The sequence below is a fragment of the Sulfitobacter sp. TCYB15 genome (assembly GCF_040435955.1).
Lineage (GTDB): Bacteria > Pseudomonadota > Alphaproteobacteria > Rhodobacterales > Rhodobacteraceae > Sulfitobacter > Sulfitobacter pontiacus.
Genome location: NZ_CP159195.1, coordinates 27869 through 46824 on the forward strand (window position 1 = coordinate 27869; position 18956 = coordinate 46824).

At 57.1% G+C, this 18956-nt stretch carries 23 protein-coding genes; 17 read left to right on the forward strand and 6 right to left on the reverse strand.

Annotated elements, in window-relative coordinates; all coding sequences use genetic code 11:
* Window positions 1-44: 44 nt before the first annotated feature.
* The 4 genes from ABM428_RS15980 to ABM428_RS15995 all read left to right on the forward strand — a co-directional run bounded on the left by ABM428_RS15980 (window position 45) and on the right by ABM428_RS15995 (window position 3008).
* Window positions 45-1202, forward strand: a complete 1158-nt coding sequence (locus tag ABM428_RS15980; protein ID WP_039911415.1) for a flagellar basal body P-ring protein FlgI — start codon at window positions 45-47, stop codon at window positions 1200-1202.
* Entirely contained in the window at window positions 1202-1504 is a 303-nt protein-coding gene (locus tag ABM428_RS15985; RefSeq protein WP_184583849.1) for a hypothetical protein, read from the forward strand. The genes ABM428_RS15980 and ABM428_RS15985 overlap by 1 nt, the downstream gene beginning before the upstream one ends.
* On the forward strand, window positions 1501-1992 hold the full coding sequence (locus ABM428_RS15990) for a flagellar biosynthesis protein FlgI (protein ID WP_353628591.1): 492 nt from the start codon (window positions 1501-1503) through the stop codon (window positions 1990-1992). The genes ABM428_RS15985 and ABM428_RS15990 overlap by 4 nt, the downstream gene beginning before the upstream one ends.
* 131 nt (window positions 1993-2123) lie before the next feature.
* Window positions 2124-3008, forward strand: coding sequence for a flagellin (locus ABM428_RS15995; protein WP_353628592.1), 885 nt, complete (start codon window positions 2124-2126; stop codon window positions 3006-3008).
* A 98-nt stretch (window positions 3009-3106) separates the two neighbouring features.
* Here ABM428_RS15995 and ABM428_RS16000 read toward each other — a convergent pair whose 3' ends face one another.
* A complete protein-coding gene (locus ABM428_RS16000; RefSeq protein WP_353628593.1) occupies window positions 3107-4498 on the reverse strand; it encodes a FliI/YscN family ATPase in 1392 nt (463 codons plus the stop codon).
* A gap of 62 nt (window positions 4499-4560) precedes the next feature.
* Between ABM428_RS16000 and ABM428_RS16005 the strand changes: the two genes are divergently transcribed.
* The 8 genes from ABM428_RS16005 to ABM428_RS16040 all read left to right on the forward strand — a co-directional run bounded on the left by ABM428_RS16005 (window position 4561) and on the right by ABM428_RS16040 (window position 10750).
* Entirely contained in the window at window positions 4561-4914 is a 354-nt protein-coding gene (locus tag ABM428_RS16005) for a flagellar basal body protein (RefSeq protein WP_353628594.1), read from the forward strand.
* 14 nt (window positions 4915-4928) lie between these two features.
* Entirely contained in the window at window positions 4929-5339 is a 411-nt protein-coding gene (gene flgC, locus ABM428_RS16010; protein ID WP_074636865.1) for a flagellar basal body rod protein FlgC, read from the forward strand.
* Window positions 5340-5348: 9 nt separating this feature from the next.
* A complete protein-coding gene (locus ABM428_RS16015; RefSeq protein ID WP_005849033.1) occupies window positions 5349-5666 on the forward strand; it encodes a flagellar hook-basal body complex protein FliE in 318 nt (105 codons plus the stop codon).
* A 39-nt stretch (window positions 5667-5705) separates the two neighbouring features.
* The gene (locus tag ABM428_RS16020; RefSeq protein WP_005849035.1) at window positions 5706-5975 is read left to right on the forward strand and encodes a flagellar biosynthetic protein FliQ; all 270 of its coding nucleotides are present in this window, start codon (window positions 5706-5708) and stop codon (window positions 5973-5975) included.
* A gap of 148 nt (window positions 5976-6123) precedes the next feature.
* Window positions 6124-6765, forward strand: a complete 642-nt coding sequence (locus ABM428_RS16025) for a lytic transglycosylase domain-containing protein (protein ID WP_240790867.1) — start codon at window positions 6124-6126, stop codon at window positions 6763-6765.
* Window positions 6766-6767: 2 nt separating this feature from the next.
* A complete protein-coding gene (gene flhA, locus ABM428_RS16030; protein ID WP_009824341.1) occupies window positions 6768-8858 on the forward strand; it encodes a flagellar biosynthesis protein FlhA in 2091 nt (696 codons plus the stop codon).
* A 6-nt stretch (window positions 8859-8864) separates the two neighbouring features.
* Entirely contained in the window at window positions 8865-9620 is a 756-nt protein-coding gene (locus ABM428_RS16035; RefSeq protein WP_005849041.1) for a flagellar biosynthetic protein FliR, read from the forward strand.
* Window positions 9621-9622: 2 nt separating this feature from the next.
* Window positions 9623-10750, forward strand: coding sequence for a flagellar biosynthesis protein FlhB (locus tag ABM428_RS16040; RefSeq protein ID WP_005849043.1), 1128 nt, complete (start codon window positions 9623-9625; stop codon window positions 10748-10750).
* Here ABM428_RS16040 and ABM428_RS16045 read toward each other — a convergent pair.
* Genes ABM428_RS16045 through fliL form a run of 4 tightly spaced genes read right to left on the reverse strand, consistent with a single transcriptional unit; the run spans window position 10747 to window position 13372 of the window.
* Window positions 10747-11409: a MotE family protein gene (locus ABM428_RS16045; protein ID WP_005849044.1), complete on the reverse strand. Its 663-nt coding sequence runs from the start codon at window positions 11407-11409 to the stop codon at window positions 10747-10749. The genes ABM428_RS16040 and ABM428_RS16045 overlap by 4 nt on opposite strands.
* A gap of 3 nt (window positions 11410-11412) precedes the next feature.
* Window positions 11413-11787: a flagellar motor switch protein gene (locus ABM428_RS16050; RefSeq protein WP_184583841.1), complete on the reverse strand. Its 375-nt coding sequence runs from the start codon at window positions 11785-11787 to the stop codon at window positions 11413-11415.
* Window positions 11768-12724, reverse strand: a complete 957-nt coding sequence (locus tag ABM428_RS16055; RefSeq protein ID WP_132997947.1) for a flagellar motor switch protein FliM — start codon at window positions 12722-12724, stop codon at window positions 11768-11770. The genes ABM428_RS16050 and ABM428_RS16055 overlap by 20 nt, the downstream gene beginning before the upstream one ends.
* Window positions 12725-12733: 9 nt before the next feature.
* A complete protein-coding gene (gene fliL, locus ABM428_RS16060; protein WP_353628595.1) occupies window positions 12734-13372 on the reverse strand; it encodes a flagellar basal body-associated FliL family protein in 639 nt (212 codons plus the stop codon).
* 135 nt (window positions 13373-13507) lie between these two features.
* Between fliL and fliF the strand changes: the two genes are divergently transcribed.
* The 5 genes from fliF (at window position 13508) to ABM428_RS16085 (ending at window position 18130) form a co-directional block, all read left to right on the forward strand.
* Window positions 13508-15202, forward strand: a complete 1695-nt coding sequence (gene fliF / locus ABM428_RS16065) for a flagellar basal-body MS-ring/collar protein FliF (protein ID WP_353628596.1) — start codon at window positions 13508-13510, stop codon at window positions 15200-15202.
* On the forward strand, window positions 15199-15840 hold the full coding sequence (locus ABM428_RS16070) for a flagellar motor switch protein FliH (protein WP_340271022.1): 642 nt from the start codon (window positions 15199-15201) through the stop codon (window positions 15838-15840). The genes fliF and ABM428_RS16070 overlap by 4 nt, the downstream gene beginning before the upstream one ends.
* On the forward strand, window positions 15840-16184 hold the full coding sequence (gene fliN / locus ABM428_RS16075) for a flagellar motor switch protein FliN (protein WP_064216629.1): 345 nt from the start codon (window positions 15840-15842) through the stop codon (window positions 16182-16184). The genes ABM428_RS16070 and fliN overlap by 1 nt, the downstream gene beginning before the upstream one ends.
* A complete protein-coding gene (fliP, locus tag ABM428_RS16080) occupies window positions 16184-17008 on the forward strand; it encodes a flagellar type III secretion system pore protein FliP (RefSeq protein ID WP_132997951.1) in 825 nt (274 codons plus the stop codon). The genes fliN and fliP overlap by 1 nt, the downstream gene beginning before the upstream one ends.
* 90 nt (window positions 17009-17098) lie before the next feature.
* Window positions 17099-18130, forward strand: coding sequence for a flagellar motor switch protein FliG (locus ABM428_RS16085; RefSeq protein WP_064216631.1), 1032 nt, complete (start codon window positions 17099-17101; stop codon window positions 18128-18130).
* Here the strand turns inward: ABM428_RS16085 and ABM428_RS16090 are convergent, their stop codons facing one another.
* Complete coding sequence (locus tag ABM428_RS16090) at window positions 18131-18955, reverse strand: DUF1217 domain-containing protein (protein WP_064216632.1); 825 nt, start codon at window positions 18953-18955, stop codon at window positions 18131-18133.
* Window position 18956 lies beyond the last annotated feature (1 nt).

Sequence of the window (18956 nt, forward strand, 5' to 3'; positions counted from 1 at the left end):
CTTGTACCGGAGATTTCGCAATGGCGCACGGCCAGCGACGCCCCATGACCCGCCTGTTGCGCTGCCTGCAGGCGCTTGCCGCCGCAACACTTTTGGTTGTGCCCGCGATGCCGTCCTGGGCGGAGGTCCGGATCAAGGATATTGCGCATTTTGAAGGTGTGCGGGAAAACCATCTGATCGGGTATGGCCTCGTTGTCGGGCTTCTGGGGACGGGGGACAAGCTGAACTCCAGCCCGTTCACCCGTGAATCCATTCGGGGGATGCTTGAACGGCTTGGCGTTGCGAACCTTGATGGCGAGGCGCTGAAAACCAAGAACACCGCCGCTGTAATGGTGACGGCCAAGCTACCCCCGTTTGCGCGGCGTGGCTCTCCCATCGATATCACGGTCTCTTCGCTAGGAGATGCGACGAGTTTGCGGGGCGGCACCTTGTTGATCACCCCGCTGACGGGCGCGGATGGTGAAGTCTATGCCGTGGGGCAGGGCGCAGTTGCGGCCTCGGGCTACCGGGTGGATGGCAATGCCGCGAGCGTTGTGGATGGCGTGCCGACCATCGCGCGGATCGAAAACGGGGCCATCGTCGAGCGCGAGATCGAATTCAGCCTCTTTCAGCTCGACAGTATCCGGATTGCGCTGAACAACCCTGATTTCACCACGGCGGATCGCGTGCGCGAAGCCATTGCGAAACACCTTGGGTCCAGTCAGGTCGAGGTGCTGGATTCCGGCACGATCGAGGTCTGGGTCGGTGACAAACGCAACGCGCCCGAGACGATCATGGCGGTGGAAAACCTGCTGGTCACGCCGGACGCCGTAGCGCGGGTCGTGATTGACGAAAAATCGGGCACCATCGTCATGGGCTCGGACGTGCGGATCGCGCAGGTCGCGATCAGCCAGGGGGGGCTGACCGTGCGCGTGCGCGAGAATTTCGGCGTCAGCCAGCCCGGTCCGATCAGCCTTGGCGGAAATACGGCCGTGATCAGCGAGGAACCTATCTCTATCGGGGGGACGACCGTGATCGTGCCGGAGACCGAGATTGATATCGAAGAAACTGACGGTAGCTTTACCATTCTGAACGGTGACGTGAGCCTGCAAGAGCTTGTCGACGGGCTGAACGCCATCGGCGTCGGCGCGCGGCAAACGATTGCGATTTTGCAGGCCATCAAGGCCGCAGGGGCGCTTCACGCCGATCTGGAGATTATCTGATGACCGGTTCAATCCCCCCGTCACTGCCTAGTTTCGATATCGCCAAACCCGACCGCGCGGTGCAGACAGGTAAAGAATTCGAAAAGGTTTTCTTAACCCAGTTCGTCGACGAGATGATGAAAACCGCCGGTGCCTCTGCTTTCGGCGGGGAACAGCAGGCGGATATGTGGCGGTCCTTCATGTCCGAAGCCGTCGCTGGCCAGTTGGTAGAGCAGGGCGGCTTGGGTTTTTCCGGTAGCGTGTCGCAAATGCTGGACGCCTACGGGCAGGGCAAAGCCGAATTTGCGGAGCAGGGCGAATGACCCCGCGCACCTTCCGTTTCGGTCAACGCGGCACCGCCCCCGAGGGCGAGGCCCCTGACCAGCTGGCGCTGACCCCGCAGGACGAGGAAAACATTCACGCCTATGTAGCGAGAATCCACGACACCATCGACGTGCTGAACCGCGAGGTGGATGCGATTAAAGCCGGCAATCTGGATGTCGTCAGTGCGATTTTCGACGAAAAATCCCGTGCTTTGAAGTGGCTGGAGCTGCAAACCCCGCTGGTCGAACCCTTTATGGATCACCCGATTATGGTTGAGCTGGAGGTGAAGGCACACCTCAAGCAGTTAAAGGGTGCGATTGAAGAGGATAGCGCAATTTTATCCCGCATGGCCGTCGCCGCCCGCACCATTCTGCGCGAGGTCAAAAAGATCAGCAATCGCAACGCGCTAGATGGAAATTATGGCAAGATGGGCCAACGTGTGAGCGGCGTTGCGGATAAGAACATGCACGTCGATCAGAAATTCTAACGCGCGTTCCGTCGATTTTACCCAATTTGTTAACCCTGCTTTAACCTGAACTGCTATGTAGTTCAGGTTAGCCTTTACGGCTGACCTCAGTCAGAAGACTGGATCAATACGAGAAGCAAGGAGAACATTAAATGTCGTCCATTCTCACAAATAGCTCCGCAATGAACGCTCTGGCCACGTTGAAAGACGTGAACCGCGGGCTCAACGATACCCAAAGCCGTGTTTCCACAGGCCTGAAAGTGGCCTCTGGTAAAGACAACGCTGCCTATTTCGCCGTCTCCGAGACGATGAAAGGCGACAGCGGCATGTTCAAAGCCATCAACGAAGGCATGACCGCGACCAAGAACTCCGTCGCGACAGCCCGTCTGGGTGCCGAAACAGTTACTGACATTGCTCAGCAAATGGTGGAACGTATCGCCTTTGCTCAAAGCGATGGTGTTAACAAGCAAGACGTGCAGAACGAACTGGATGCGCTGGCCAAAAACATGTTGTCCGCGATTGAGCAGGCAACTTTCAACGGCGACAATTTGGTAGACGGTTCGAACTTCGACAGAACCGACCCTGCGAACCCAGTCGCCAATTCGATCAGTGTCGTCAACGGAGTTACTCGTCAGTCTGACGGGACATTCGGAACCACCTCATTTTCCTTTGAGGCTGTCGACCTTAAGGCGATCCAATCCGCGTTGGATGCTATTGATGTAACCACCCCAGAGGATGCTGATCCTGCCACCGCCGATTCTATGAGTGACCGGCTTGCTTTGGCTGAAGCGCAGTTGTCTGCGGCTATTACAGCGTCGACATCGCTGGGTATTACCGAAAACGCTCTGGAAGGTCAGATGGAATTCATCGACAGCCTGACAGACACGCTGGATTCCGGCGTGAGCTCGATGGTTGATGCGGATATGGAAGAAGAAGCGGCGCGTTTGCAGGCCTATCAGGTTCAGCAGCAGCTGGCGACGCAGTCCTTGTCGATTGCAAACCAGGCGCCTCAGAACATCCTGAGCTTGTTCCGTTAATTCGGTTCAGGCGTTATATGAAAAACCCCTCTCCGCCACTGGTGGGGAGGGGCCCTGACGAAGTGGCCACCGGCTTGGACATGCGTCCCGCCGGTTTTTTATTGCGCCTGACCAGCCTCGGCGCGGGCGCGTTCCTCGAAAAAACTACGCAGCGGGTCTTCGATGCCGGATTCCAGTATCATCCGGTAGGTGTCGGCAAAGCCTTCGGCGGCTGGGGTCTTGTCGCCGCGGCTTTGTGACAGAAATGGGCTGGCCGCGCGGAAAAATGTGATGGCTTGGTCCGTTTCCGGGTCGGACCCCGCTTTATACGCTCCCAATCGGATCAGATCTTCCATATCGGCGTAGCGGCCCAAGGCCTTGCGCGCGACTTTGGTGATCTCGTATTCTTCGGGAGAGTGGCAGCCCGGCAGCATCCGTGACAGCGATTTTTGCAGATCAATCGCGGGGAAACGCCCCTGTTCGGCGATGCGCCGGTCGAGCACCAGATGCCCGTCCACGATCCCGCGCACAGCATCCGCGATGGGTTCGTTCATATCGTCCCCGTCCACCAGCACCGTATAAAGACCGGTAATATCACCTTCTGCCGCCATGCCGGGGCCAGCACGTTCCAACAAATGGGGCAATTCGCTGAACACCGACGGCGGATAGCCCCGCAGGGTTGGCGGCTCGCCGCGGGCGAGGCCGATTTCACGCTGCGCCATCGCAAAACGGGTGACGCTATCCAGCAGCAGCAGCACCTGCTTTCCCGTCGATTTGAAGTACTCGGCAATCGCGGTTGTGGTTAATGCGGCCTGTTTGCGCAGCAGCGGTGCCTCGTCCCCGGTAGAGACGACGACGACGGCGCGCGCCATGCCTTCTTCGCCCAGATCCTCCTGGATGAACTGTTGTACCTCGCGGCCACGTTCGCCGATCAGCCCGATGACAATTACATCGGCATCCGTATTGCGGGCCAGCATGGCCATCATGGTCGATTTACCGACACCGGAACCGGCGAAAACACCCATCCTCTGGCCGCGGCAAATCGGTGTGAAAATATCAATACATTTGATCTGTGTTTCAAGCTTCTCGCCCACCTTCTTGCGGTCGAATGCACCGGGTGGGTTGGCGCGAAAGCGGGTTTTGCGGCGCGGGCGGCGCGCGCGGGTGTATTGCGTGAGGGGGCGGCCAAGCGCATCAACCACCGTGCCGATCCAGCTGTCGTCGGGGGACACCATATCGTCATGCTCGATCAATTCGACGGTATTCCCGACGGACACGCCCTCCCATGTGCCGAACGGTAGAACGCATAGATCACTGCCCTGTGCGCTGACGACTTCGCCATCGATGTGTCCTGCGGGGGTGTGCACCCGGCATTGGCTGCCGATCGCTGCCATCGCCTCTAGCCCGCTGACGGTGAGGGTCATGCCAGTGATGGACCTGACGGTGCCCGAGATCTTTGCGCTGGCGCATGAATAGATGGACTTTTGCAGGTTTGCGAAGGCAGAAATCAAAATATACTCTTTCGAAAATATTCTATCCTTGCTATATAACAAGGATAAATAATGAGTCTAGTATGAATACAGATCCCACATCCTTGTTCAGCCTTGCACCCAAGCGTTTGCAGTGGCTTGCCACCCGGCAGAATGTCGTGTCGGAGAATATCGCGAATTCTGACGTTGCGGGATACCGCACGCAGGATGTGCAAAGCTTTGCCAGCTATTTGGAAGACGCAGGTCGGTCGCAACGTTTGCAGGAGGCCGAGGTGGTTGAGGCGCGGGTTCTGGGTGGCACTACGGCAACCGGGAATAACGTGAACCTGGAAGAGCAGTTGGTCGAGGCGAACAGCGCCTCGGGTCAGTTCCAAATGGCCGCGAGCCTGTACCGCAAAGCGCACGAGATGGTCTACGCCGTCGCTGGCCGGAAATAACGGAGAGACGCGCGATGGATTCCCTTTCCAGAATTTCGGCAACAGCGGCGAGCGGGATGCGGGCGCAGGGTGACCGGTTGCGCATCGTCTCTGAAAACCTTGCGAATGCCAGTTCGACCGCGCAAACGGCGGGGGGCGACCCGTACCAGCGCAAGACGATTTCTTTTGAAAGCGCTACGGATCCGTCAACGGGGGCGGCGATTGTGCAATCTGCAGGCGTGCTGCGGGATGATGCCGATTTCACACTGCGGTATGAACCATCGCACCCCGCGGCGGATCAGAACGGCTATATCAAGATGCCGAACGTGAACCCGCTGATCGAAATGAGCAATATGCGTGAAGCCGCGCGCAGCTATGAAGCAAACCTTTCGATGCTGGACAAGGCGCGTGACATGCGCCGTCAGTTGGTCGAGCTGTTGAAGTAAGGTGCCAGAATGACAGATTTTTCCGCCATCCGTTCTTCCTACGTTGAAGCCGCCTATGCAAAGACGGTGCAGGGCGAAACGCGGGGTGCAAAACCCGCTGGCCCCGCGCCCAAGGATTTTGCCCAGATGGTCGGCGATGCCGCGTCGCAGGCGGTGGATTCGGTGCGCGAAGGCGACCAGATGGCGATCAAGGGGCTGACAGGGCAAGCCAGCCTGCAAGAGGTTGTTCAGGCCACCATGGCGATGGAGCAGACAGTTCAGGTTTCGGTCGCGCTGCGTGACAAACTGGTGGAAGCGTACCAAGAAGTTATGCGTATGCCGGTTTAACGTCAGGTTAACACGCGCCATGTTTTTCGGAGGTCCGCTGTGGATTCTGTCACTATCTACGAAATCATCCGGCAGACGTTAACCGTGACATTGATCGGATCGGCACCTGTGCTTGTTGTGGCGCTTGGCGTCGGGCTTGCCATCGCGTTTTTCCAGGCTTTGACACAGATTCAGGAAATGACGCTAACTTTCGTGCCCAAGATCGCGGCGATTTTTGTGACGCTCGCCATCAGTATTCCTTTTATTTTTTCGACACTTGTCGGGCTCTCGGACCGGGTGTTTGATCTTGTCTCTAACGGGGGGCTCTAGGGTGCGGCTTACCGCCTTGTTCATGGTTCTCTTGCTGCCAGTGTCTGCCTTGGCGGACAAAGGCGGTTGGACGGGGTTTTACACGTCATCCGCTCCTGCCGTGAAGTTGGGTAGGCAAAACGCCACGTCAAACCCGATGCGCGTCTGCGTGGACGAGATCCTTTCGGCTGAACAGCGCTATAACATTCCCGGTAACCTGTTGCTGGCGATCGGGATTCAGGAAGCTGGCCGTCAGGTGAACAACAAGCTGGTGGTATGGCCGTGGACCGCAAACACAAACGGTAACGGCACGTTCTTTGGCAGCAAGCTCGCATTAGAAGCGCATGTGCGCGAGACAGAGGGCCGTGGCATCCGGTCCACGGATGTGGGATGCATGCAGATTAACCAACGGTGGCATGGCGACCAGTTCTCCTCGCTAGAAGAGGCGACGACGCCAGCGCATAACGTCGATTATGCCGCACGTTTCCTGACCGCACTATATCACGAGACAGGCGATTGGTGGCAGGCCGCTGGCCGGTACCATTCGTCTAACCCCAGCTACAAAGCTGTTTATCTGCAGAAGTTGCAGCAGAACCAGCGCATCGCCCAGGCATTCCTGACCCGCTTTGCAAACGATGTTAGCCCGGTCAATAGCACCCCGCAGCAGGTTGCAGTCACCCGCGAGATGCCCGATTTCAACTGGAGCGCCGATCTGAGCGGTGCAAACTCCGGCAAAGCGGGCGGCGCGCTGTCTATCTATTCTACGCAGGCGTTGGCCCCCATCCTGCCCCATTACGCAGAGGTCAACTGAGCGTGGCGACACCAGACACAAATCCGCAGCCCTTCAGCTTTGCCAAGCTCAGCGGTGCCAATCGCGACATCGGGTTCGCCGTGGGGATGGTTCTCATCCTGGCGATGTTGTTTATTCCTTTGCCTCCCTTCTTTCTGGATCTGGGTTTGGCGATTTCCCTCGCGTTGTCCGTTCTGATTCTCATGGTGGCCCTGTGGATCGGTACACCCTTGGAATTTAACTCCTTTCCGACGCTTTTGCTGGTCGTCACGATGCTGCGTCTGGCACTCAACGTATCCTCCACCAGATTAATTTTGAGTGAAGGTCATAACGGACCGGGCGCTGCGGGGAATGTCATCGAGGGATTTTCGCAGTTCATTCTGGGCGGCGACTTCATCATCGGCATTATTGTTTTCACAATTCTGGTGATCATTAACTTTATCGTCATCACTAAGGGCTCTACTCGAATCGCGGAGGTTGCGGCGCGATTCTCGCTGGATGCGATGCCGGGCAAACAGATGGCGATCGATGCTGACCTCGGCGCCGGTGCCATTACGGAGGAGGAGGCGAAACTACGGCGTAAAACGGTCGAGGAAGAAAGCGCGTTCTTCGGGGCGATGGACGGTGCGTCCAAGTTCGTCCGCGGGGATGCTGTTGCTGGGTTGATCATCACTCTGATCAACGTTTTTGGCGGCATTATGATCGGTATGATCAGCCACGGACTGAGCGTGGGCGACGCGATGAGCCGCTATACAGTGCTAACGATCGGTGACGGTTTGGTCACGCAAATCCCGGCGTTGGTCGTGTCTCTTGCCGCTGGTTTGCTGGTGACCAAGGGCGGAACACTGGGTGCGGCGAACGAAGCCGTCTTGGGGCAGCTCAGCAATTTCCCCAAGGCTTTGTATGTCGCGGCGGGGCTGACATTCTGTATCGGTTGGCTGCCCGGCTTTCCGTTGATGATCTTTCTCGCGCTCTCTGCCGGGATGGCGGGCTTTGGCTATATCATGCAGAAGTCCTTTGTAGAGCGGGACAAAGCCGAGAAACTCGCCGCCGCGCGCGACGCAGCACCTGTTGAGAGTGCTGAAGACAAGCTGTCGGATATGCTGCGCGTTGATGATGTCCGGCTGGATCTCGGCTCTGGTCTCGTGCCGATGATTACCTCGGTCAATGCGGCGCTGCCGGGTAAGGTTAAAAGCCTCCGGTCGTTGTTTATAAAAGACTTCGGGTTTGTCTTGCCGTTGGTTCGGATCAAGGACGATGCGGAGCTTCCCGCCTATACCTACGCCATTTCCCTGCAAGGGGTGGAGGCCGCCCGTGGGGAAGTGGACCCGATGATGATGATGGTGATTAACCCGTCGGGCCAAGAAATTAACCTTCCCGGCAAACGCACGCGCGAACCGACCTTCGGGTTGGAAGCGATCTGGGTTGACGAAACGCGCGCATCCGAAGCCGAGCTCATGGGGATGACTGTCGTTGATCCGGAAAGCGTGATCACCACGCATCTGACCGAGGTGATCAAGGAGCATATGCCCGAGATCCTGACCTATGCCGCGACGCAGGAATTGATCGAGGGGCAGGGCAAGGAATATCAGAAACTGCTTTCAAGCGGCTCTGACAGCAGCTCGGCTGTTATGTTGCAGCATGTCTTGCAGGCGTTGCTAGCAGAGCGGGTGTCGATCCGAAATCTGTCGATGATCATCGAAGCGGTTGCGGAGGCAAGCGCCACGTCCAAGAATATCCGCACAGTGATCGAGCACGCCCGTAGCAAACTGGCTAAACAAATTTGCCAATCCTTGAAGGATTCTCAAGGATATGTGCCCGTCATAAATCTGGGTGGAGATTGGGAGCGCGAGCTTGCGAGTTCGATCTCTAAAGCGAACGGGGAAGAAACCTTCCTGATGTCGCCGTCGCGGGTGCAGGAATTTGTTCTTGCAGTACGCAAGGAAATCCAGAAGTTTTCGAGCGCGGATGAATGGCCGGCCATTTTGGTCAGCCCGCAAGCGCGGCCCTACGTCCGGTCGATCCTCGAACGGGTGAGCCCCATGACCCAAGTGATTTCGCACAACGAAGTCCACCGCAAAGCGTCGCTACGTACTGTTGGCACCGTCGGTTAACCGATCGTGGCAATCGAACCCTTCATCTCAACGCTATTTTTCTCTTTTTTCGTGGTGTTTGCCCGCATTGGCACGGCGCTGATGTTTATGCCCGGGTTTGGGGAGGTGCAGATTCCGGTGCGCCCGCGGCTGTCCCTGGCAGTGCTGATCAGTCTTTCCCTGCTTCCGCTGACGCCCATTGCAAGCGCGCTGCCTGATAGCGCGGTGACCGCGGTGTTCCTGCTGGGCGCCGAGGTGCTGATCGGGCTGTGGATTGGTCTTTGCGCGCGTATCCTGTTGTCAGCATTGCAGTTTGCGGGGTTTCAGGTCGGGCAGGTGTCTGGTTTGGCAAACGCTTTTGGCCCGTCGTTCGGGTCGTTTGAAGGCGCGACGATGGTGGCGACTTTGCTGCTGATGAGCGCGGTGACGATGATCTTTGTCACAGACACCCATCATCTGATCATCCGCGCATTGCTTGCCAGTTATCAGGTGTTCCCGCCCGGACAGTTCGTGCTCGCCGATCTTGCTGATCAAATACTCCGTGTCGCGAGTGCGAGCCTCTATATCGGGACGGCAATTGCCGCCCCCTTCTTTGTGATGGGTGTGATTTTGAACCTTGGCATGGGGCTGGCAAACCGGATGATGCCACAATTGCCCGTGTTTTTCGTGGCGGCATCGCTGCTGATCGGGGCGGGGCTGCTGATCCTTGCTATCGCCCTGCCGGCCATGCTTGATTACTTCCTAGTGCGATTCCAGGAGTGGATCATGGGCTTTAGGATCTAATCATGGCCGAGAATAGCGACAGCACGGAAAAGACCCTAGAGCCGACCGAGAAGAAGCTTAAGGACGCGCGCAAGAAAGGGGATGTCCCGTCTTCAAAGGAGACGGGGAACATGGTCGTTGTCGTGGCGATGTTGGGGATCGCCGCCTTGGTCTTGCCCTATCAGGCCCCGCAAATCGTCGTCGCGCTGTCCGTTCTGCTGGACCATTCCCCAAATCTGATGGTCGCCACGGGGGAGCCGGGGGTGATCCGGCTGGGGCAGATCATGAGCGAATTCTTCTATATGATCGTGTGGGCTGTCCTTCCTATCTTTGGCGTTTTGTTTTTGGGCGGCGCGATTGGCGCTGTGATTCAGGGTGAAACCGTCGTCGCGGCAGAGCGTATCAAACCAAAGCTTTCCAAATTGTCACCGCTGGAGGGGTTGAAGCGTCTTTTTTCGGCCAATGCGTTGGTCGAATTCGCGAAAAGTATCGTCAAAGTCTTGGCAATCGGTGGGCTTGCCGTGTGGTTCACGAATGAAGCGGTGCGGCGCATCTGGACCTCGTCGGGCTTTATCCCCGAGCATCTGCCCGGCTATCTGACCGCCGCTGCTGTTAAGTTGTTGATTGCGGCTGCAATTCTGCTTGTGCCAATCGCGATTGCCGACATTCTGTGGCGTCGTTTTGATTGGCGGCGCAAGCAACGGATGAGCCAGAAAGACATCAAGGACGAACATAAGGAATCCGAAGGCTCCCCCGAAATCCGGCAGAAACGGGCGCGTCGCCGGCGCGAGCTGTCACAACAGCGTACAATCACTGCTGTGCCTTTGGCAGATGTCATTCTGACCAACCCGACCCACTATTCAATCGCGCTGAAATACGACCCGGCGCAGGATATGGCCCCGGTCTGTATCGCCAAAGGCGCAGATCATCTGGCGCGGCGCATCCGCGAAGTGGCTGCGGAGCACGATATTCCGATGATCGAGAATAAACCGTTAACGCGAATGCTGTATGACGAGATCGACGTCGATCAGGTCATTCCCGTCGCCCATTGGGAAATTGTCGCCGAAATCATCAGCTTCGTCTTTGACCTACGCAACAATAAAAAGCGGGCGGCACCGCAGGGGTCTACCCTGCGGACCGATCCATATTAACGAAGCTTGATACCTGTAAGATCTTGATCCGCCGGAAGCTGCGAACGTTCCAGAATGATTTTGGAGACGGCGCGCGCCCGTACAGGCGGGATCTTTGCAAGGATAGGCGCAGCTGTTCTTGGCTTCATGGTGCCAAGGATCATAATCGTCGTCTCGATGTCCAGATCATCCATGATACGCGCCGCATCGGTCGGCTTCATATTCGTGTAAAGCTGGATCAGACGATCAAGGTCTTCGGTCTGCGCGGCATCAACGCGACCCAGCAGATCCTCGATAGAGGTCTTGAGCTCGGTTAGAGATGCTTTTTCGATGTTAAGCCGTTCGCGGGCCAGTGCAAATTCAGCACGTTGGTTTTCCAGCTCTTCCTGCTGCAACCGCACCAATTCGCGTTCTTTCGTGAGCGAGATCAAAACGTCTTCGGGCGCTTCGCAGCCGTTTGAAAGTTCGGGCAGGTTGCCCACAAGCGGCGGGGCATCCTGAACCGGTTGCAGGCCCGTTTCCTCTTTGGTTTCAGCGGCAAGAACGACCATCGGCTGCTGCGGCAGCGCGCTATCCTTGAACAAGGGCAATTCAGGAAAGGATAGCGCGGCTTTGGCGCAGAGCGTCAGGGCCAGCCCCCCAAGGATAATTTTCCCGTTCAACATACCTGGTCCAAACATCTATCAGCCCTTTGCCGCAGAAGAATTTTCGAAAAACGCGCGCACCATCTCTTTTTTATCCCGTACCACACGCACGCCATTGCGTTCCACTGGCGCTTGCTTGGTCGCGCGGCGGCTGGCGAAAGAGGCGGCTGTTTCTTCGGGCGGGGGGGGCGCTTCGACGGGGGCCGGCGCACGTTGCGCGGTTTCGATGCTTTCGCGCATGTGGTGCACAGACTGTTCGGATTTATCGACCGCAGAGGAGAATTGTTCGACCAGCGGTTCAAGCTGTTTCAACGTCGCCGTCAACTTGCGCAATTTCATCGAAACCACGTAGCCATAGCCGATGCTGCCGATCAGCAATACGACAATCAGGCTGTCAATTATCGTTGCTATCATCTTCGTGGTCCTCCAGAATTTCCAGCTTTTCGGTAATTTGCACAGCCACATAGCCGTTGTTACGTTTGCCCAACGACACGTTGAACATCGGGGTGTCGGCACAGGTCACAGTGGCATCGCGGCCTTCCTCGATGCCGAAATCAATGGTGTCGCCGGGCCGCCATGACATGATTTTTTGGAGCGGAAAGACGTTTTCGGACAGGACGACATCCAGATCGACGTTCGCCCGTTCGATCTGCGCCCCGATCAACCCGCGCCACTGGTCTTGCGACACCATACGGTCGCCGAAATAGACTTTGCCCAAGTCGGGCAAGATCTGTTCAAGTGCGTCATAGGGGATGACAAGATCAAGGTTTCCGGTATTTCCTGCAAGGGTCAACGAGAGCCGTAACCGCGCGCAAAGGCTCGTGTTTTTGGCAATCGCGGCACCTTCGGCCTCGGTTTCGATGCGATCGAGTTCGAGGTTCGCAGCCCCCACAACCGACAAAGACCGCTCCAACTCGGCAAACACGGCAGAGGCGAGCCGTTCGCCAAAGCCAAGCTCGATCGCGGTAAAGGGATCGGTGTTGTCGAGATCGACGTTCTTGGCGTTCCCGCCCAGCATCAGTTCAACCGCGGTCATAAGCAACGCTTGATCCATCACCACAAGGATTTCACCGACAAAGGGGTGACCTGTGCCAACGGCCAGAAACGTGGGCTTGGGCAGCCCTTCGATCACTTTGCCCATGGGGATATAGTCAAGCGAGGCGAGTGAGGCTTCACACATGGCGCGCATCAGGTCGGGCAGGGCAACCGACAGGTTTTCGACCATGCGATCGCCAATGATGTCGAGCATGGGCAGGCGATCAAACGTGAAATCCGACATGCGGATGATTTCGTCGATCAGGGTGCTGCCTGCTTCGTCGGATCGCCGTGCTGTTGTGTCGCTCTCGCTCATCGCCGCCTCCTACTGCACGATCAGGTCTTTGATCAGGATTTCCTGCGGCAGATCGCTGCCCACGGCGGCGCGCGCCCGTTTCAGCAGTTCGGCCTTGATATAAAGAATGCCCGCCATGCCGCGCACGTCGTTTTCGGTCAGCCCCCGAAGGTAGCCGTTGAAAAGATCACGCATGAAGGGCTGGCGTTCGACCATCAGCTTGTCCGCGCCCTCATCGGGCCGGTAGGCGACCATCAGGTTCACCTTAAGAAACGCCGATGTCGGCGTGCCGTTCTGATCGAAGCCTTGGATGTTGGTCAACATCTCGCCCAGATCAATCAGCCCTGTGCTTGCGGCCTTGGTATCGTCGGCGTGGTCTTCGGCATCACCCTCGTCCTTGGCGTGGTCGTCTTTACCATGATCTTCCGTGTCGGCGTGATCATCCTTGGTGTCCGTCTGATCGGCTTCTTCGCTTTTGTACTCGGGTTCGAAGGCTTCGGCGTCTTTGACGTAGGCCGCACGGGCAAGGAAAAAGCCGCCGCCCAAGGATGCCACGCACATGAGCGCGGCCGCGATCAGCATTTTACGCGATCCGCGTGGCCGGTCCGCTGCGTCAGCAGAGGCGGCCTGCTTTGCCGCAGCTGGCTTTTTTTTCGCTTTGTCGGCCATGTGGAAACCTTAACTTGGTGTTAATGCCACATTCCCCTTTTAAGGGCAAAAACACAAGGTTAAAAATTGTTTAATACTTGCCTTGAGGCATGAATTGATCAATATATTCACAACAAATCGATGCTGAGGGGCCCCATGCAAGGATTAATCGACAATCTCAAGTCGCTCGGTAAAAACAAGCTCATGATGCTTGGTGGGGCGGGCATTGGTGTGGTGCTGTTGATGATTCTCGGCATTGGTGCCGTGACCCGTCCGGACTACGCGCCGCTCTATTCGAATCTGTCGATCACCTCCGCCAATTCGATCGAGGCGACGCTGGCAAACGCCGGCTTCAATGCCATGGTCTCTGAAGACGGTACCAGCATCTCGGTTCCCCGCGGGGACGCGGTGCGGGCGCGTATGGTTTTGGCAGAGACCGGCATGCCCATCGATGGGGATCCGGGATGGGAGCTGTTCGACGAAAGCAGCGGGCTGGCGATGAACTCCTTCCTGCAGAAGATCAATAAGATGCGCGCGATGGAGGGGGAGCTCGCCCGCTCCATCCAGACGCTTGACGGGATCTCGTCTGCGCGGGTTCATCTGGTGTTGCCCGACCGCGAACCTTTCTCCCGCGATGCGCCAGCGCCGCGTGCGTCTATCATCCTGCGCCCCGAATCCGGCCGTGCGGTGACCCGCAAGCAAGCCGTGGCGGTCAGCAATCTGGTCGCCTCTGCCGTTGCAGACCTAGATATTTCGCGCGTCACCGTTCTGTCGGCCAGTGGCGAGACGATCCTGGCGGAAGGGCCGGACGGCAGCAGCCAAGGCGGCGTCCAATCCGCCAAAGCAGGCATTGAAGACCGCCTGTCGCAAGAGATCCAGAACATCCTGACAGCGCGGGTCGGCGCGGGGAATGCGCGCGTCCATGTGAACGTCGAATTGACCACGCAGCGCGAAGTCATTGTCGAGCAGACATACGACCCCGACCAGCAGGTCGTGCGGTCGACCGAGACGAAGTCCGAAGACCAGACCGGCACGAAAGAGGCTGGAAACGTTGGTGTGGAAAACAACATTCCTGCCGCTTTGGCCGATGGCAATGGGGCAGGGACATCGACCCGCCGGTCCGAGGCTGATGAGATCGTGCAATATGAGATCGGCAACACCCGCCGCGAGATCGTGCGCGAAGCCGGCGACGTGCGGCGCATGTCCGTCGCGGTTCTGGTGAATGGGATCTACAACGTTGACGGGTCAGATGTGATCTACGCTGAACGCACGCCGGAAGAGCTCGCGCGGCTTGGGGAACTGGTCAAAACTGCTGTGGGATTCGACACTACACGGGGGGATAGTGTCTCTGTCGATAGTATGCGGTTCATGGATTATTCGATGGATTTGGGCGATCCGATCGACAAATCTATCGGGGATGAGCTGACCGATAATGTCGTGTCTATTGTCCGCGGTGTTCTGGCCCTGCTGGTTGTCGGCCTGATCCTCGTCTTTGGCGTACGGCCCATGCTGCGCAAGTTCAGCGAAGGCGATCAGCTCAACAGTTACGAAGATCCCGCCCTGACCGCAGAAAAGGCCGCCGAACCCGCCGCACTGACAGCGGAAGGCCAGCGCCCCAAGCTGCCCGGCACCACGCCAACCGTCGCGGATATTGCCGAGGATGACGACCCGCTGACTGTCACGGATGACGATATCGAAGCTGCGGAAGTGGCTGAATACGTGCGCAAGGAAGGTATCCGTGGGAATCTGCACAAGAAAAAGATCGAGACGATCCAACAGCTTGCAGATGAGAAACCCCAAGAGGTTCTGCGCGTGATCCGGTCGTGGCTTCCTGCCGAGGCAGGCGCATGATCGATCTTTTCGCCCGAAACTTTGACAGCGACAATGCGCCCGCGGCGCCCGTCACTACAATCGACGAGGAAGAGCTGAACCTGCGTCTTGCCGAAGCGCGCAAGCAGGGCTTTGATGCCGGGCGCGCCGTCGGGCAGCAAGATGCAAAGGCGGCGTTTGACGCGCAAGAGGATGCACGACTAGAGGCGGAGAGCGCTGAAATCCGTGCGCAGCTTGACGCGCTGATCGCGCAAGATACGAGACAATGCCGCGCAACAGAGACTGATATCGTGGAACTCTTCCTCGGCATCGGCGACCGGCTTGTACCAGAGTTGCTGCAAAACTACGGCGTCGATCTGGCCATTGGTCGCATCCGTGAAAGCGTCGCCCTAAGCCGCAGTACACCGGTTCTGTCCATCACCGCCTGCCCCGAAGTCGCCGCACGGCTGCAGGCCGAGCCGCCGGTTTGGCTACCTGCATCAACAGACGCCGCGTCGATCAAGATTGTCGCGGATAGCGATCTGCCCCGTGGTGCGGCGCGGGTCGTCTGGCAGGGCGGGAAGCTGGAATACGATCTTGAAGAGGCAACCACGGCCGTGCGCAGCGCCTTGCAAACCGCCGCCGTTGAACTGACCGCAACCACAAGGATTGCTGAATAATGCTACATAATGACCAGGATAAAACCCAAGCAGACCTGACTGACAGCAATGCTCAGGATGCAGAAACCAAAGCGCCGGCGGGTCTGGACGGCAAAAGCCTTGATGCGATCTTTGGTGTCAAACTTGACGTCCGTGTCGTTCTGGGGCGCAGCCGTATGCCGATCTCGGAGCTGCTGAACCTGACCAAGGGGTCGGTGATCGAGCTTGACCGCCGCGTGGGTGAACCCGTCGACATCATGATTAACGATCGCATGGTCGCGCGCGGTGATCTGGTGCGCGTGCAGGGGGATTCCCTTGGAGTTGCGCTGCGTGAGATCGTCAAAGACTTCGTCTCAGAAATCTGATGTCCCCCCGTTTGCTGCCCCTGTTTGCACCGCGCGTGATGTGCGGTCTGGTCTTGGTTTTGGCCGGTGTCGTCGCGTCCGCATCGACTGGATGGGCGCAAGAGGCAGACCTTGGCAGCATGGTGCGGGACCTCTCTTCGGCTTTCGGTGACGTAACGCCGGGCACGGACGAGGGGGCCAGCCTGTCAGGCCGTCTGATCCAGCTGTTCGCGATCATTACGGTCCTCAGCGTGGCACCGGGGCTTTTGGTGATGGTCACGAGCTTCACCAGATTTGTCATTGTTTTCTCGATGTTACGGCTTGCGCTTGGGCTGAACCAAACGCCACCGAACATCGTGTTGAACGCTATGGCGCTGTTCATGACCTTCTTCGTGATGCAGCCGGTGTTCGAGGATGCGTGGGAGGGCGGGCTGGTCCCCTTGATGGAAAACGCCATCATCGAAGAGCAGGCCGTGCGCAATATATCCGAACCGTTTTACAACTTCATGTTGGTGAATACGCGCGACAAGGATCTCCAGCTTTTCACCGATATTGCGGATGAAGCCTCGCCACCCTCGGACGGGCCTGCTGCGCTGCCAAGCTGGCGGGTGCTGGTGCCATCCTTCATGATTTCGGAGCTGCGTCGCGCGTTTACCATCGGCTTCCTGATTTACCTTCCATTCATCGCGATCGACCTGATCGTGGCATCGGTTTTGATGAGCGCAGGCATGATGATGCTGCCGCCCGTGTTGGTTTCGCTGCCCTTCAAGGTCATCTTTTTTGTACTGATCGATGGGTGGTACATGCTGGCTGGATCGCTGATTCAATCCTACGTGTCCGGATAAACCGCCGCGGTCATAAATAGCCATGTCAAACAAGAATAGTTTCGGCTATCCTTGTGCGATAATATCCAGCCTGCGGGAATCGACGATCTCATGAACCAGTTTGTACCCCTTCGCAAACATCGCCATATGTCCGGCGCGCAGAAATCGGCGATCCTTTTTCTGTGTTTGGGTGAGGAGAGGGGCGGCGCGATCATGCAGCAGCTTGATGTTGATGAGATCCGCCAGATCACTACCGCTATCTCGACGATGGGCGAAGTCGACGCCGGTATCGTCGAAGAAATCATCGCGGAATTTGATGAAAAAGTGAATCACAGCGGTAGTGTGGTTGGCTCGATTGATGCTGCGCGCGGATTGCTGAAAGAATTCCTCCCCGAAGATCGTGTTGCTGAAATTTTGCAGGAAATTGACGGCAAAAAGATCGATAACGTTTGGAAAGACCTGTCGGATCTGGACGAGAAGGAGTTGGTCGCCTTTCTTCAGAAGGAACACAACCAGACGATCGCGGTCATCCTGACACGAATCCGGCCTGACGTCGCAGCGAAAGTATTGCCGCTTTTGGGGGCCGAACGCGCCGCTGATCTGATAGAGCGCATCATGGGCATGGACAAGCTGCCGATCGATACGATTCAGAATATTGAGAATACACTGCGTGAAGATGTGTTGGCCAAGGCCGGGAACAGCGCTGAAGCCCGGATCGAGAGCCAATTGGTGTCGATTTTCAACAAACTCGATGAAGATATGTTGGTTAATCTCACCCGCAACCTGGAAGAGCGCCAGCCCGATAAGCTCTTGTCCATCAAGCAAAAAATGTTTGTTTTCGATGATTTGGTTAAGTTCAACGAAATGATGTTGGGGAAAATCATGCGCGAAGTGAGCGGGAATACCCTGCCGATGGCGCTGCGTGGTGCCAAGAAGGAAGTGCGTGAACATTTCCTGGCGTCCCTGCCTTCGCGATCACGCGGAATGCTGCAGGATGAAATGTCTTCAATGGGCCCTGTCCGGTCCAAAGATGTTAAAGGCGCGCAGGCTCAGTTGGTCGAAGCCGCATTGCGTTTGATGTCGGAAGGAGAGGTATCCTTGCCCGAAAATGACGAGGATATGATGTCGGATATGCCGAGCTGATCAGCGATACAGGCGCGATGCAGAGAATGTGACAGCCGTCACATCGATTGTGATCGGCACGAACTGGCCGCCCAGATTGTAGGATTGCAGCAGATCAAGTGCGATAGAATTCGCCTGAAATCCCTGTGGGTTAACTGCATCTGAAATGGCGACGTAGCGCGCGATCAGCTTCTCACGTTCCGCCGGATCCGCCAGTTTTTCGAGGTCGAATTTATCAGCGAGAAGCGCCTTTTGTTTGTCGAGATCAAGGGCAGACATCTGTTCGGGGAGCGACAAGGCGACCTGGAAGAAATTGGTTAGCTTCTCGCTGGCCAGTACTTCGAACCAGTTATTAATACCGCTAAACTTGTCACGAAATTCTAATACCGTGCCCACGGTCTCGTTCTGGGCGTCATTTTCGTTGATGTACTGCCGATTATAGAAGCGCGTCGTCACATCATTCAGGAAATTAGGGTCCGTCAGATCAGGGGTTTGCGGACCTGCCTCAGTCGTGAAGCCAAGGGCCAGATGCATTTCGCGGAAGCGGCTGTCGGTCAGTCGGTTCAGCAGGGATGAAGGTTCGACCGGATCGGATTCCAGCATCTTGCGGATCAGCCCTTTGCCGAAAATCTGGTCTTCCAGGTCAAAGGCTCGCATCACAAAACTGTAGACTTCGAAATCCGCGATCAGCTCTTCCGGGCTGGAGATGTCGCCGATTCTGTCGCGAAACGCTTCTTCCGCGCGTTTGTTGGCGGCGGAATCACGCATAAGATCAAGCTGTTTGTCCCGCGTTGCGTCAATCAGCTTGAGCGCGGTGGAACTGCCTAAACCTGAAATGCTGATCATA

Excerpts from the sequence above, each read along its gene's own strand:
- flgC (WP_074636865.1), top strand. The coding sequence starts at position 4,929 with ATGGATTCCCTTTCCAGAATTTCGGCAACAGCGGCGAGCGGGATGCGG.
- ABM428_RS16070 (WP_340271022.1), top strand. The coding sequence starts at position 15,199 with ATGATCGATCTTTTCGCCCGAAACTTTGACAGCGACAATGCGCCCGCG.
- fliN (WP_064216629.1), top strand. The coding sequence starts at position 15,840 with ATGCTACATAATGACCAGGATAAAACCCAAGCAGACCTGACTGACAGC.
- ABM428_RS16040 (WP_005849043.1), top strand. The coding sequence starts at position 9,623 with ATGGCCGAGAATAGCGACAGCACGGAAAAGACCCTAGAGCCGACCGAG.
- ABM428_RS16085 (WP_064216631.1), top strand. The coding sequence starts at position 17,099 with ATGAACCAGTTTGTACCCCTTCGCAAACATCGCCATATGTCCGGCGCG.
- fliF (WP_353628596.1), top strand. The coding sequence starts at position 13,508 with ATGCAAGGATTAATCGACAATCTCAAGTCGCTCGGTAAAAACAAGCTC.
- ABM428_RS15985 (WP_184583849.1), top strand. The coding sequence starts at position 1,202 with ATGACCGGTTCAATCCCCCCGTCACTGCCTAGTTTCGATATCGCCAAA.
- ABM428_RS16005 (WP_353628594.1), top strand. The coding sequence starts at position 4,561 with ATGAATACAGATCCCACATCCTTGTTCAGCCTTGCACCCAAGCGTTTG.
- ABM428_RS15990 (WP_353628591.1), top strand. The coding sequence starts at position 1,501 with ATGACCCCGCGCACCTTCCGTTTCGGTCAACGCGGCACCGCCCCCGAG.
- ABM428_RS16015 (WP_005849033.1), top strand. The coding sequence starts at position 5,349 with ATGACAGATTTTTCCGCCATCCGTTCTTCCTACGTTGAAGCCGCCTAT.
- ABM428_RS16045 (WP_005849044.1), bottom strand. The coding sequence starts at position 11,409 with ATGTTTGGACCAGGTATGTTGAACGGGAAAATTATCCTTGGGGGGCTG.
- fliL (WP_353628595.1), bottom strand. The coding sequence starts at position 13,372 with ATGGCCGACAAAGCGAAAAAAAAGCCAGCTGCGGCAAAGCAGGCCGCC.
- fliP (WP_132997951.1), top strand. The coding sequence starts at position 16,184 with ATGTCCCCCCGTTTGCTGCCCCTGTTTGCACCGCGCGTGATGTGCGGT.
- ABM428_RS16050 (WP_184583841.1), bottom strand. The coding sequence starts at position 11,787 with ATGATAGCAACGATAATTGACAGCCTGATTGTCGTATTGCTGATCGGC.
- ABM428_RS16055 (WP_132997947.1), bottom strand. The coding sequence starts at position 12,724 with ATGAGCGAGAGCGACACAACAGCACGGCGATCCGACGAAGCAGGCAGC.
- ABM428_RS16090 (WP_064216632.1), bottom strand. The coding sequence starts at position 18,955 with ATGATCAGCATTTCAGGTTTAGGCAGTTCCACCGCGCTCAAGCTGATT.
- ABM428_RS15980 (WP_039911415.1), top strand. The coding sequence starts at position 45 with ATGACCCGCCTGTTGCGCTGCCTGCAGGCGCTTGCCGCCGCAACACTT.
- ABM428_RS15995 (WP_353628592.1), top strand. The coding sequence starts at position 2,124 with ATGTCGTCCATTCTCACAAATAGCTCCGCAATGAACGCTCTGGCCACG.